Raw genomic sequence first — 12,661 nt, forward strand, 5'->3', positions numbered from 1 at the left:
GCCAGGAGCAGCCACTATGCAGTATGAAAACTACATCGGAGGACGTTGGACGGGGCGAAATTTCACGACCAACGTAAACCCGTCGGATACGAACGACGAAATTGGTATGTATGCGTCAGCTGACGCTGACGATACGAATAGTGCCATCGAGTCTGCGGTCGCCGCGCAGTCAATCTGGCGCGCCTATCCCCCGTCGGAACGCATCAGTGTGCTCCGAAATATCGGTAATGCCCTGCTTGCCCGGAAGGATGAACTGGGTGCGGCCCTATCTCGCGAGGAGGGTAAACCCGTAAGGGAGGGAATCGCCGAGGCGGGGCGTGCGGGAAACACGTTCCACTACTATGCATCAGCTATCGAGCACGCCCAGGGAGAAACCTACTCTTCGGCTCTCCCTAAGACTCTGATACAGACCCGGCGCAACCCAGTCGGAACCGTAGGAATAATTACCCCGTGGAACTTCCCGCTGGCAATACCCGCTTGGAAGATCGCACCTGCGCTTGCATACGGCAACACCGTAGTCTTCAAGCCCGCGGAGTTGGTGCCCTCTTCGGCGTGGGCACTGACAAAAATCATTTCTGAGGCCGGTCTGCCGGATGGCGTGTTCAACATGGTCATGGGCAGCGGGAGTGTGGTCGGGAAAGCTATCACGACTTCATCGAGGCTCAACGCCGTGACGTTCACGGGTTCAAGCTTTGTCGGTGCGGAGATCGCCGCCGATTGCATCTCGCATGGCGCAAAACGGATCCAGGCCGAAATGGGCGGCAAGAATTCCCTGGTGGTTCTGGACGACGCTGACCTGACCATTGCCGTCGAGGCCATCATCGACGGCGCATTCAAGTCGACCGGTCAGCGCTGTACTGCGACGAGCCGCGTGATCTCGACCCCGCAAATGTATCCACGGCTGGTGGAACAGCTGTCGGCACGCATCCCAACGTTGAAGGTCGGGGACGCTCTCGATCCTTCAACCGACATCGGTCCGTTGGCAAGCCAGCAACAACTCAATCAGGTCCGGAAATACGTCGAGCTTGGGGTCTCGGAAGGCGCCGAATTGATCGCTGGCGGACATGAAATACGGTCGGCGTCGCCTGGATTCTATTTTGAGCCCACACTCTTCGCGGGCGGACACTCTCAAATGAGAATCAACCAGGAAGAGATCTTCGGCCCGGTCGTTTGCCTCATCGAAGCCCCAGACGTCGATAGTGCAATTGCGCTGGCTAACGACACCCAGTACGGGCTCGCGGCCGGAATCATCACCGACTCTCAACGGTCGATTGAGAGATTCTTGGATTCAGCGGACGCCGGTATGCTCCACGTCAATCGATCGACGGCAAACACTGAATTACACGTGCCTTTTGGCGGCAATAAGTCATCGAGCTATGGCCCCCGCGAACAAGGCACGGCCGCCCGCGACTTCTTCACAAGTACTTCCACCATCTATTCGACAACTGGAACCGACTAAGGGATTGCCCTCGGGGTGGTAACTGTTCCCAACAGCCGCGCATGCTAGGTGCGACGGCGCTTTAGGGTGCTGGAGCGCGATACACCAAACCGGGATCATGTCCTCGGGACCGGTGCAGCCTGGCGGGAGCACCATGTCAGCAGCGCGCTAACCGGCCACGAAAACAGGGGCGGCGCAGGTTGGCGACGGATCCCGCGGCTGGTTGGATCGCCAAGCCTACCGCCGCCACGACACACCCGGAGATCGGGCTTAAGGGGATCCACTCGTTAACGCAAAATAGGGCGGGAATTGCTTCCCGCCCTATTTCAGTGGTCATTGACCACTAAGTCGAACTAGACGACCTGGATGTTTACGGCCTGAGGACCCTTGGGGCCCTGCTCGGTCTCAAAGCTAACCTTCTGGTTCTCGTCGAGGGACTTGAAGCCGCTCGAGTTGATAGCGGAGAAGTGAGCGAACACATCGGCGCTGCCATCTTCTGGCTCGATGAAGCCGAAGCCCTTGTCAGCGTTGAACCATTTCACGGTACCTGTTGCCATTTTTAAAACATCCTTCTGGAAATATGAAACTGATCCCGACTGTCGGGTAGTTTCAGTCGCGGCGTTCGTTTCCCGCTTCTACAGAAAAAGCGGCTGGCCCGTCTGGGTTTCGCCGCTTGAAATACAAAATGCGCAACACTACAACTGCGTACGAGTCTACATGGATTTCGCCCAAGGTAAAAACAGGCGCTGCGCCCGGCTCTCTTGGACGCCGGTCCGCACCCTGCACGGTAGAGGGAACCATTCGGGCAGGATGCCCAGTTAACCTGTCGACACGTTGGTGCCGATGAAAGGGGTGCGTGATCGCAAGTAGCGAGACCAGCGGGCGACGACGTCGCCCGCGCTGGGCGGCCCTGGGGGTTCTCCTGCTCGGGGTAGCCGGATCGGTGCTGGTGTTCCTTGGCCCCGGCCTGGCTGGTGGCCTGCGCCTGGAGGGCAGCTCCTTCCTGGACGCTCCCGAGTGCACTGTCGAAACGCTTCAGGGCGACGTCGGGCTTGACCGCGACGAGGCGAAGCTGGCCACCACTGCTGTTGCGCTCCGCCTCCGGGGACTGGAAACCCCCGACACCACTGGCATTGACCCTGCGGTCCTGCAACGACTGGCTGAGGGGCCAACCGATGACGCCGGTCCCAGCCTGAGCTGCCGTGGCTCCGCAGCCAGCGACCTCGAGGAACAGGAGCTGACCGACTCTGGACTCACGCCCCGCGCCGAACAGGTGCGGGTGACCATGACCGAGGTCTTCGGCGACCAGAGCCTGGGTGGGTTCGCTCCGGGCGGGGTCGGCCAGGGACACGGCGGAGAATCCACTCACTACGACGGTCGGGCCATCGACATTTTCTTCCGCCCGGTGAACGAGGACAACCGGCGCCAGGGATGGATCCTGTCGCATTGGCTCGTCGCGCATGCCGACGACCTGGACATCCAGTACGTCATTTTCGACGACGAGTTCTGGAGCGCTCATCTATCCCGGGGTGGTTGGCACTACTACGAAGCACCTGCCCCGGGTAATGAGATCCTGCGTCACCTCGACCACGTGCACGTCGATGTACTCGATGGCGGCACCAGCTAACGCCCCCACCCTCATCGCTGGTCAGGGTCCGGAGGAGCCGATAGCGGCGAGATTCACCGTCCCGGCCACCGCCCCGACCGCCACTGTGCCGGCTGCCTCACGCCCGAGATACCAGCCTTTCGTGCGCTGAGCCCCTTCGCCTGGCCGGATCTGCCATCGGGTATCGCTGACCCGCACGATCGGCGCTGTCGCCGTGAGCGTGAGAGTCACCGGGAGAACGACGGTGTCGGTTACCGTCTCGCCACCCTGGCATCCGTCCGTAACGAATCGCTCGAACTGGATGGCCCCCGAGGCGGTCGCCGTTCCCAGCTTGCGGCCGATACTCAGCACACCCGGCCCCGACCCGACAACGAATTGCTCACGGAGGGCGGTGGCGCCGTCACCGCAGTCGACCAGCTCAACGGTGAGGCTCGACGCGCTGACCGTCGTTACTCGCTCCGGTGGGCTAGTGGTGCTGGCCTGCACGATCGCGTCCTCGAAGAGAACCCCAAGGCCGCCGGCAGGTTCAAACTCGGCACTGTAGTCACCCCGCGCCCCGGTGCCGCCTGGCGGGGCGACCGGATCCGGCGCAACCGGAGCTTCGCCGCGGGTACGCTGCCGTTCGACGGCGAATTTCAGGAACGCGGCGGGGCTCTCGACGCCGGCGATGAGCGAACCAACGCTGAGGGTACCGGTGCCATCGCGCGCAAAGTCGTAGGATCGTCCACTCGACCGGTCGGAGCCCGACGAGGTGGTGCCGCCAATACCCGTGAAGAACCGGGGGGTCGTCCCAGTAACTGTGATCTGGACTTCCTGTGCGGACAGCACCGAGACCGACTCAGGTTCACCGCAGCCCGGGCTGTCGGTGACTCTCAGATCCACGATTGCGTGCCCCACAGCCTGGTCGAGGCTGCGCCCTATGTCGAGCTCTACCGGACCGGGCTCTCGCGACTCCCGGCCTTCGGTCTGGACTGTGGTGGTGGCAATGTCCTCACTCAGGTCAGGGCAGCTGATCGTGGCCGCCCGGGACAGGAACACCTCCACCGATGCCTCGCCTTTGACCTCCTGCCGGAATGAGACGGCACCCGCGTAGGCTCCGTCGGTCTCCGGGAAAAGATTGACCGCGGCCTGGTAATACCGCAGGTCACTGAGCTGCGTACCGCCGGGTGGCGCCGCTGCTGCGGCCGTAAAGAGGGTCGGAGCGACGAGCAGCACCGTGAGAACGCCGCCCGCCCATGTACGCTGCACACCCGTACCTGGCTTCATGGCCTGCTCCCTGCTCTCCCCCAGATGGTACTCCCGGGGAAGGTACAAGTCACCGGTTTAATCACCCCAGTTCGCTGCCTCATAGCCTTTCGGGCCCCACGCGATTCGTCGGTGGCGCGTGAGAGCATTAATCCATGCCACGGACCAGCTCCCCCATGATCGATGTCACCGACATCATCCGGATGGTCGGTGGCGCCTCGTTCCAGCGCGGGCAGACCTATGCAAAACAGGGTGCGGTCACCCAGCTCGACTGGGACCCCGCGGGCAACACCCTCGACGCGCGGGTGCAGGGAAACTCTCCCGCCGCCTACCGCACCCGCCTCTTCCTGAGCGAAAAGGGCGACGGGCGGTTCCACCTGAGGGACAGCTTCTGCAGCTGCCCCATCAGCCTCGACTGCAAACACGTCGCCGCCACAGCGCTGCAAAGCAACACCGAGCATCTGCTCTCCCGGAAGGAACTCACGACCCCCGTCCGGAAGGCAGCGCAGGTCGGTTGGCAAAGTTCGCTGACCGGGCTGATCACTCCAACGCCCGACGACGGCGCCGCCACTCCGACCCCGCCCACCCCGCTGGCGCTTCAGTTTGAGCTGCGCGCCGCCGCGAGCCCGCAGCACGGCTGGGGGTCACCCCGATCATCGCGGAAGGCAGCCACACCACGGCTCGGGGTGCGCCCGGTGGTCCGCAACAGCAAGGGCAATTGGGTCAAGAACAACCTGTCCTGGGGCAGCATCAGCTACCAGACCTACGGTGTCCTCCTCGACCCCGACCAGCACCGGTGGTTCTCCCAGTTCCCTTCCCTGCATCGGGGAACCGGGGTCAGCTACTTCGGCAACAACGACTCGTGGCTCTATCTGGAAGACTTCAGCAACCCGCTGCTCTGGCAGCTGCTCAAGGAAGCGCAACGCCTCGGCGTCGAGTTTGTTGGCTCGACCAAGGGCGTCTCGGTGGTCCTGGCCGGCCTGGCCAGCCTGAAACTCGACGCGACCTCCACCCCGGACGAACAGTTGCAGCTGTGCCCGGTGCTGGAAATCAACGGTCATCAGCACCCAGCGGACACCGCCAGGCCGATCAGCACCCACGGCATCTACACAGTGCAGCCAGGCAGCCCCACCCAGAGCACTGTCATTACGCTGGCCCCCACACCCAGGCGTCTCACCGATCACGACATCGGGTTGCTGTTGCAGACGGCCCCGGTGGTGATCCCAGCCGGGGAGAAGCCACTGTTCCTCGACAGCTTCTATCCGCGGCTGCGCCAGGCCATCGAAGTGATCAGTAGTGACGAGTCGGTGACGTTCCCTGACATCGCCCCTCCCCTGCTGATCCTGACCGCTCGTTACACGTCCGGCGACCGGCTGGAGCTGTCCTGGGACTGGGAGTATCGGCTCGGCCAGGACGTCACGCGCAAACCGCTGCGACCGGTCCCCGGCGGGCAGGACTATCGGGACCCGTCCGCCGAAACGGAAATCCTCCGCACCGCACGCGCCCACCTCGGAACCACCCCGCTCCAGGCGCTCACTCTCGAGGACATGGCAGCCCTCGAGTTCACCGAGGACACCCTGCCGCAGCTCCTGGAACTGGCTGGCGTCAGGGTTGACGTGATCGGCGACCAGCCCACCTACGAGGAACTGACCGAGCCCGCCCAACTGATCATCACCACAGTCGAAACCGACAACCGCGACTGGTTTGACCTCGGCGTCCTCGTGACAGTGCAGGGGCGCAAGATCCCGTTCGACCACATCTTCCGGGCCCTCGCGGAGGGAAAGAAGAAGATCAAGCTGGTGGACAACAGTTACCTGTCCATGAACCAGCCCGTGTTCGAGCAGCTCCGCGAACTGATCGAAGAGGCCCGCGCGCTGAACGAGTGGGAGCCGGGCCTGAAGATCAGCCGGTATCAGGCAGGGCTGTGGGCCGAGTTCGAGGACCTCGCTGAGGAAACCGAGGAGGCTCAGGGGTGGCGGAGCGCCGTCGCAGGGCTGAACGACCTGCAGGAAATCACCCCCACCTCTCTGCCCTCTACCCTGATCGCCACGCTCCGCCCGTACCAGCAGGACGGTTTCAACTGGCTGGCCCTCCTCCACCACCACGGACTCGGCGGGGTCCTGGGCGACGATATGGGCCTCGGCAAGACCCTGCAGACCCTGGCCCTGCTCGCCCACGCCAAGGAAACCGGCGAAACCAAACCGTTCCTCGTCGTCGCGCCCACCTCGGTGGTTCCCAACTGGGTGGCCGAGGCCCAGCGCTTCACACCTGGCCTCGCCATCGTCGGGGTCACCGACACCCAGGCGAAAAGCGGCAGTGATCTGGCGGCGCTGACGGCGGGGGCGGACGTCGTCGTCACCTCCTACACCCTGTTCAGGCTCGACTTCGAGGGCTACCAGGCACAGGAATGGGCTGGCCTGATCCTCGACGAGGCGCAATTCGTGAAGAACCGCACCGCCAAGGTGCACCTGTGCGCCAAGGAATTCTCGGCGCCGTTCAAGCTCGCCATTACCGGCACGCCGATGGAGAACAACCTGATGGAGCTGTGGTCGCTGTTCTCCATCACCGCGCCGGGCCTGTTCCCGTCGGCCCGCCGGTTCACCGAGGACTACCGCAACCCGATCGAGAAGTCCGGCAACACCGAGCGCCTTGCCCGCCTGCGCCGCAGGATCAGGCCACTGTTGATGCGGCGCACCAAGGAGGCTGTCGCCTCGGACCTGCCCCCCAAGCAGGAGCAGGTCCTGGAGGTGGAGCTGCATCCCCGGCACCGGAAGATCTACCAGACCCACCTGCAGCGCGAACGCCAGAAACTACTGGGCCTGATCGAGGATCTGGACCGCAACCGGATGATCGTCTTCAGGTCCCTCACCCTGCTGCGGATGCTGAGCCTGGACGCGTCGCTGGTGGACCAGGCGTACGACGGCGTCCCGTCGGCAAAGCTCGACGTCCTGTTCGAACAGCTCGAGGATGTGGTGGCCGAGGGGCACCGGGCCCTGGTGTTCAGCCAGTTCACCTCCTTCCTGAAGAAAGCCGCCGAGCGGCTAACTGCCCAGGGGATCGAGTACACCTACCTCGACGGGTCCACCCTGCGCCGCGGAGACGTGATCAACACGTTCAAGGACGGCAGGGCGCCGGTGTTCCTGATCAGCCTCAAGGCCGGCGGGTTCGGCCTGAACCTGACCGAAGCCGACTATGTGTTCCTCCTCGACCCGTGGTGGAACCCCGCCACTGAGGCGCAGGCCGTGGACCGTACCCACCGCATCGGCCAGACACGCAACGTCATGGTCTACCGGATGGTGGCCACCGGCACCATTGAGGAAAAGGTGATGAAGCTCAAGGAACAGAAGGCCAAACTGTTCAGTTCGGTGCTGGATGATGACGCCGTCTTCAGCTCGGCCTTGACCGCCGACGACATCCGGGGCCTGTTGGAGGGCTAAAGTCGAAGGGGTGAGTCAACAACTATCAGCCGACCTGCCCGCAGCCGCCCCCACCACCGGATTTGTCCAGGTGCGTGGAGCGCGGGAGAACAACCTCCGCAACGTAAGCGTCGACGTGCCTCGGGATGCGATCGTCGCCTTCACCGGTGTCTCCGGCTCGGGGAAATCCTCACTCGCCTTCGGCACCATCTACGCCGAAGCGCAGCGCCGGTACTTCGAATCCGTCGCCCCCTACGCCCGCCGTCTGATCCAGCAGGGTTCCAACCCGCGGGTCGACGAAATCACCGGTCTGCCGCCCGCCGTCGCCCTCCAGCAACGCCGCGGCACACCCAGCTCCCGCTCGACCGTGGGAACCGTCACCACCCTGTCCAACTCGGTACGGATGCTTTTCTCCCGGGCGGGTACCTACCCGGAGGGTGCCGAGTCACTGGACTCCGATTCTTTCTCCCCCAACACCGCCGCCGGCGCCTGCCCGCAGTGCCACGGCCTGGGCATCGCCCACACCGTCAGCGAGGAATCCCTGGTTCCCGATACCTCCCTGACCATTCGCGACGGCGCGATCGCCGCCTGGCCGGGAGCCTGGCAGGGCAAGAACCTTCGCGACGTCCTGGGTGAACTTGGCCACGACATCGACACCCCGTGGCACCAGCTTCCGAAGGAATCCCGTGACTGGATCCTATTCACCGAGGAGCAGCCGGTTGTCCAGGTCACCCCCCAGCGGGACCGGGTCGCCAAACCCTACAAGGGCCGCTTCTGGAGCGCGAAGAGCTATGTGCTTCACACCCTCGCCGACTCCTCCAGCCAGTCGATGAGGGAACGTGTCCTCCAGTTCATGCACAGCGGCCCGTGCCCCCTCTGCGGGGGCAGCGGACTGCAGCAGGCAGCGCTGGCGGTCACCTTCGCCGGCTACACCATCGCCGAACTGACGAATGTGCCGCTAGCCGAGCTGGCAACCATCGTGGAACCCACCGCCACCCTGCAACACGCGGGATCGAGCTCACGGGCCCTGAGCTCGGGCGAGACCACAGAGGTTGCCGTCACCCTGACCAAAGACCTGCACCAGCGCGTCAGCGTGTTGCTGGACCTCGGGCTGGGCTATCTCAGTCTCCGCCGGCCCACGCCCACCCTGTCCCCCGGCGAGATGCAGCGGTTGCGCATCGCCACCCAGCTCCGTTCCGGCCTGTTCGGCGTGATCTACGTCCTCGATGAACCCTCGGCCGGCCTGCATCCCGCCGATGCCGAACCGCTGCTGGAGGTCCTGCAGCAGCTCAAATCCTCGGGGAACTCGGTGTTCGTGGTGGAACACGACATGGACGTGGTCCGCAGCGCGGACTGGGTGGTCGATGTGGGACCCAAAGCCGGCGAAGCCGGCGGCTCGGTCCTCTACAGCGGTGCTGTGGCGGGCCTGGCCGACGTTGAAGCCTCGGTCACCCGCCCGTTCCTCTTCCCGGAACAAGCGCCACCTGCCGCCCCTGCAGCATTGCGGGAACCGACCCGCTGGCTGACGCTCAACGCCATCACCCGGCACAACCTCCGCAGCCTTGACGCGGCCATTCCCCTCAACGTTCTGACAGCCGTCACCGGCGTCTCCGGCTCCGGCAAGTCCACCCTGGTCTCCCAGGTGCTTGCCGACGTCGTCAACGACTACCTGCATGCGGGCGTTCCGGCGCAGGACTCCGACGACGACGACGGCAGCGACCGCGACTGCGCACCCGGAGACCACATGACAGTAGGCCATGTGACCGGCCTCGACCTGATCGACCGGCTGGTCCGGGTGGATCAGCGCCCGATCGGGAGGACCCCACGGTCCAACCTCGCCACCTACACGGGCCTGTTCGACGCCGTCCGCAAGCTGTATGCCGCCACCGACGACGCGAAAGCCCGAGGGTACGGCGCCGGCCGATTCTCCTTCAATGTGACCGGCGGCCGTTGCGAGACATGTCTCGGCGAGGGATTCGTCTCGGTCGAGCTATTGTTCCTGCCCGGCAGCTACGGGCCGTGCCCCACCTGCGATGGAGCCCGCTACAACCCGGAGACCCTCGAGATCACCTATCAGGGCCGGACCATCGCCGATGTTCTCGGACTGACCGTCGACGCCGCCGCAGAATTCCTGGCCGACGTTCCGGCGGCGGCACGCAGTCTCACCACGCTCCGTCAGGTGGGGTTGGGCTATTTGCGGCTAGGACAGCCGGCCACCGAACTCTCCGGCGGTGAGGCACAGCGCATCAAACTTGCCACCGAACTGCAGCGTGCCCGCCGCGGGCACACCCTGTACCTTCTGGATGAGCCCACCACCGGGCTGCACCCGTCAGATGTGCAACTGCTGCTGGCACAACTGAACAACCTGGTCGATGCCGGCAACACCGTCGTCGTCGTCGAACACGACATGTCGGTCATCGCCGCGGCGGACTGGGTGATGGACCTGGGTCCATCCGGCGGCGACGACGGCGGCCGGATCGTGGCGGAAGGGACGCCGTCGTCGGTCGCTGACAGCACTGTCAGCCGCACCGCGCCCTATCTGACACGGAGACTCAACACCACCGCCTGAGGACCCTCCCCCCGCGAACCGTGGTTAGCGGCGCTGCCCGCTGAGATTCCGTTTTCCCGCGGAGGTTGAACTGAGGTGATATCCACGGCTCTGATCGGTGACCGGACCGGTCCCAGCGATTTCGCGCATCTCGTCGATGCCTGCAACCGCTTCGGGTTTCGTCGGGTAGTAGGTGGAAACAGCAACCAGCGCCCCGTCTCCTGCCATGAGTTTGATCCGGTATCCGCCGTCGTGCGCGTCCACTATTTTGAAGTAGCCTGACACTTTCTTACCTCCTTGTAAGGAATGTCTGAACGGGTACCTACATACTAGGGATCCACACGTCCATTGGGTACGGCCCGGGAGGACATTCTGGAGCTATTTTCGGGTCTTTCGTCCTATCCGACGTCCTCTACCAGCGGTAGAATAAGAGAGCTGGCAGGGTAACCAATCCGCCGCCGGCGGCCCTGTAAAAGCCCGGCGAATAGGTTCAAATTTCACAAGGTTCTTTTCTCGATCCAAGGGAGGGGAAATGACTACCGCATCACATCCTGCACGTGACTTTCATGTGACCCATGAGCTGGTTCGCACTGGCTCAATGGGAATGGGAGTAGTCTTTCTGCTTTTGGGCGTTCTGGCCTTTGTGCCAGGACTGACGACACAGTATGGTTCGCTGGCTTTCGCCAGCGGCTCGGAGGCTCTGCTCTTCGGCGTCTTCCAGGTGTCCATCCTGCTCAACCTCGTCTATCTGGTTGTCGGAGCAGCCGGGGTCATCATGAGCAGGGACAGCAAAGGTGCCCGCAATTTCCTGTTGGGCAGCGGTGCCCTGTTTTTAATCATGTGGATCTACGGTGTGGTCATCGATCTTGATTCGACGGCCAACTTCCTGTCCTTCAACGCGGCGGGTAACTGGATGCATCTGGTCCTCGCGTTGGTGGCGGGCGCTGTAGCCATCGCACATATCGCCCGGACGCGTGGAGGTGGCCAATCAACCAATTCCTAGTCAGCGGCCAACGGCCCAGATCATAAGAGTTGCCTTGCACCGACCCTGTTGGTGCAAGGCAACCTGATTTAAAGCGGTTGCAACCTACTTGCAACCTTGGTGCAACCCGGGAAACGATACGTTCGCCTTGGGCCCGGTCACCGACGACAGGGCTGTTCGGAAACGGAAGGGAAGCTCATGCCTGGAAACAAAGCCGTTGCTTACAAAGGACCCGGGAAAGTGGAGGTCATCGATATTGATTACCCCACCTTCGAGCTGAAAGATGGACCAGGAGTGAACCCGGCCAATGTGGGCCGTCAGGTACACCACGGTGTCATCCTCAAGACTGTGACAACGAATATTTGCGGCTCCGACCAGCACATGGTTCGGGGCCGTACTACTGCCCCCGCCGATCTGGTGCTGGGCCACGAGATCACCGGCGAAGTCGTCGAGGTGGGCCGCGACGTCGAATTCATCAAGAAGGGCGACATCTGTTCGGTGCCCTTCAACATCGCCTGCGGGCGTTGCCGGAACTGCAAGGAGCGCAAGACAGGTATCTGCCTGAATGTGAATCCTGACCGCCCGGGAAGCGCCTACGGGTACGTGGACATGGGCGGCTGGGTGGGTGGCCAGGCGGAGTACGTCCTGGTGCCCTACGCCGACTGGAATCTGCTCAAGTTCCCGGACCGGGATCAGGCCCTGGAGAAAATCCTGGATCTGACCATGCTCTCGGACATTTTCCCCACGGGATTCCACGGCGCGGTCTCCGCCGGGGTGGGCGTAGGCTCCACGGTCTATGTTGCTGGTGCGGGCCCTGTTGGCCTTGCAGCAGCAGTATCGGCGCAGCTGCTCGGAGCCGCTGTGGTGATCGTCGGCGACCTCAACGAGGAACGTCTGGCGCAGGCTCGCAGTTTCGGCTGTGAGACCGTCGACGTATCCAAGGGCGATCCGAAGGATCAGGTCGAGCAACTGCTCGGCGTGCCCGAGGTGGACTGTGGTGTGGACGCTGTGGGCTTCGAGGCGCGCGGCCACGGGTCTGACGCCTCCCACGAGGCGCCTGCCACGGTGCTCAACTCGCTGATGAGCCTCACCGCTGCGGGTGGCGCACTGGGCATCCCTGGCCTGTACGTGACGGGTGACCCGGGAGCCGTCGACGACGCCGCGAAGGTCGGATCCCTGTCCATCAGTCTCGGGACCGGCTGGGCCAAGTCCCTGTCCTTCACCACCGGCCAGTGTCCGGTGATGAAGTACAACCGGGGCCTCATGATGGCGATCCTGCACGACAAGGTGCAGATTGCCAAGGCAGTGAATGCCAAGGCGATCGGCCTGACGGACGCACCTCGCGGCTATCAGGAGTTCGACGCCGGTGCCGCCACCAAGTACGTGCTCGATCCTCACGGGTACGTGGCTTCGTAAGACGCATCTG

Annotated in this window: 9 protein-coding genes; 6 read left to right on the plus strand and 3 right to left on the minus strand. The window is 63.6% G+C overall.

Annotated features, from left to right (window positions below):
- The first annotated feature begins 16 nt into the window (after positions 1-16).
- Positions 17-1,459 carry an aldehyde dehydrogenase family protein gene (locus ACX80T_RS13400; protein ID WP_024476489.1) on the plus strand — a complete coding sequence of 481 codons (1,443 nt, stop codon included), beginning with the start codon at positions 17-19 and terminating at the stop codon, positions 1,457-1,459.
- 332 nt (positions 1,460-1,791) lie between these two features.
- On the opposite strand, the gene ACX80T_RS13405 is transcribed toward ACX80T_RS13400, so the two are convergent.
- On the minus strand, positions 1,792-1,995 hold the full coding sequence (locus ACX80T_RS13405) for a cold-shock protein (RefSeq protein ID WP_019483883.1): 204 nt from the start codon (positions 1,993-1,995) through the stop codon (positions 1,792-1,794).
- Positions 1,996-2,294: 299 nt separating this feature from the next.
- On the opposite strand from ACX80T_RS13405, the gene ACX80T_RS13410 reads away from it, so the two are divergent.
- Positions 2,295-3,065 carry a hypothetical protein gene (locus tag ACX80T_RS13410; RefSeq protein WP_459304653.1) on the plus strand — a complete coding sequence of 257 codons (771 nt, stop codon included), beginning with the start codon at positions 2,295-2,297 and terminating at the stop codon, positions 3,063-3,065.
- Between the two features lie 21 nt (positions 3,066-3,086).
- Here the strand turns inward: ACX80T_RS13410 and ACX80T_RS13415 are convergent, their stop codons facing one another.
- A complete protein-coding gene (locus tag ACX80T_RS13415) occupies positions 3,087-4,310 on the minus strand; it encodes a hypothetical protein (RefSeq protein WP_024476491.1) in 1,224 nt (407 codons plus the stop codon).
- Positions 4,311-4,444: 134 nt separating this feature from the next.
- Between ACX80T_RS13415 and ACX80T_RS13420 the strand changes: the two genes are divergently transcribed.
- Complete coding sequence (locus ACX80T_RS13420; RefSeq protein WP_459304654.1) at positions 4,445-7,726, plus strand: DEAD/DEAH box helicase; 3,282 nt, start codon at positions 4,445-4,447, stop codon at positions 7,724-7,726.
- Positions 7,727-7,736: 10 nt separating this feature from the next.
- Positions 7,737-10,274 carry an excinuclease ABC subunit UvrA gene (gene uvrA / locus ACX80T_RS13425; protein ID WP_459304655.1) on the plus strand — a complete coding sequence of 846 codons (2,538 nt, stop codon included), beginning with the start codon at positions 7,737-7,739 and terminating at the stop codon, positions 10,272-10,274.
- Between the two features lie 24 nt (positions 10,275-10,298).
- Here the strand turns inward: uvrA and ACX80T_RS13430 are convergent, their stop codons facing one another.
- A complete protein-coding gene (locus ACX80T_RS13430) occupies positions 10,299-10,538 on the minus strand; it encodes a YegP family protein (RefSeq protein ID WP_459304656.1) in 240 nt (79 codons plus the stop codon).
- Between the two features lie 247 nt (positions 10,539-10,785).
- Between ACX80T_RS13430 and ACX80T_RS13435 the strand changes: the two genes are divergently transcribed.
- Positions 10,786-11,256: a DUF4383 domain-containing protein gene (locus ACX80T_RS13435; RefSeq protein WP_459304657.1), complete on the plus strand. Its 471-nt coding sequence runs from the start codon at positions 10,786-10,788 to the stop codon at positions 11,254-11,256.
- A gap of 177 nt (positions 11,257-11,433) precedes the next feature.
- Positions 11,434-12,651 carry a formaldehyde dehydrogenase, glutathione-independent gene (gene fdhA, locus ACX80T_RS13440; RefSeq protein WP_459304658.1) on the plus strand — a complete coding sequence of 406 codons (1,218 nt, stop codon included), beginning with the start codon at positions 11,434-11,436 and terminating at the stop codon, positions 12,649-12,651.
- The last annotated feature ends 10 nt before the right edge of the window (positions 12,652-12,661 follow it).

The organism is Arthrobacter sp. Sr33 (assembly GCF_054511195.1).

Excerpts from the sequence above, each read along its gene's own strand:
- ACX80T_RS13400 (WP_024476489.1), top strand. The coding sequence starts at position 17 with ATGCAGTATGAAAACTACATCGGAGGACGTTGGACGGGGCGAAATTTC.
- ACX80T_RS13405 (WP_019483883.1), bottom strand. The coding sequence starts at position 1,995 with ATGGCAACAGGTACCGTGAAATGGTTCAACGCTGACAAGGGCTTCGGC.
- ACX80T_RS13415 (WP_024476491.1), bottom strand. The coding sequence starts at position 4,310 with ATGAAGCCAGGTACGGGTGTGCAGCGTACATGGGCGGGCGGCGTTCTC.
- ACX80T_RS13420 (WP_459304654.1), top strand. The coding sequence starts at position 4,445 with ATGCCACGGACCAGCTCCCCCATGATCGATGTCACCGACATCATCCGG.
- ACX80T_RS13435 (WP_459304657.1), top strand. The coding sequence starts at position 10,786 with ATGACTACCGCATCACATCCTGCACGTGACTTTCATGTGACCCATGAG.
- fdhA (WP_459304658.1), top strand. The coding sequence starts at position 11,434 with ATGCCTGGAAACAAAGCCGTTGCTTACAAAGGACCCGGGAAAGTGGAG.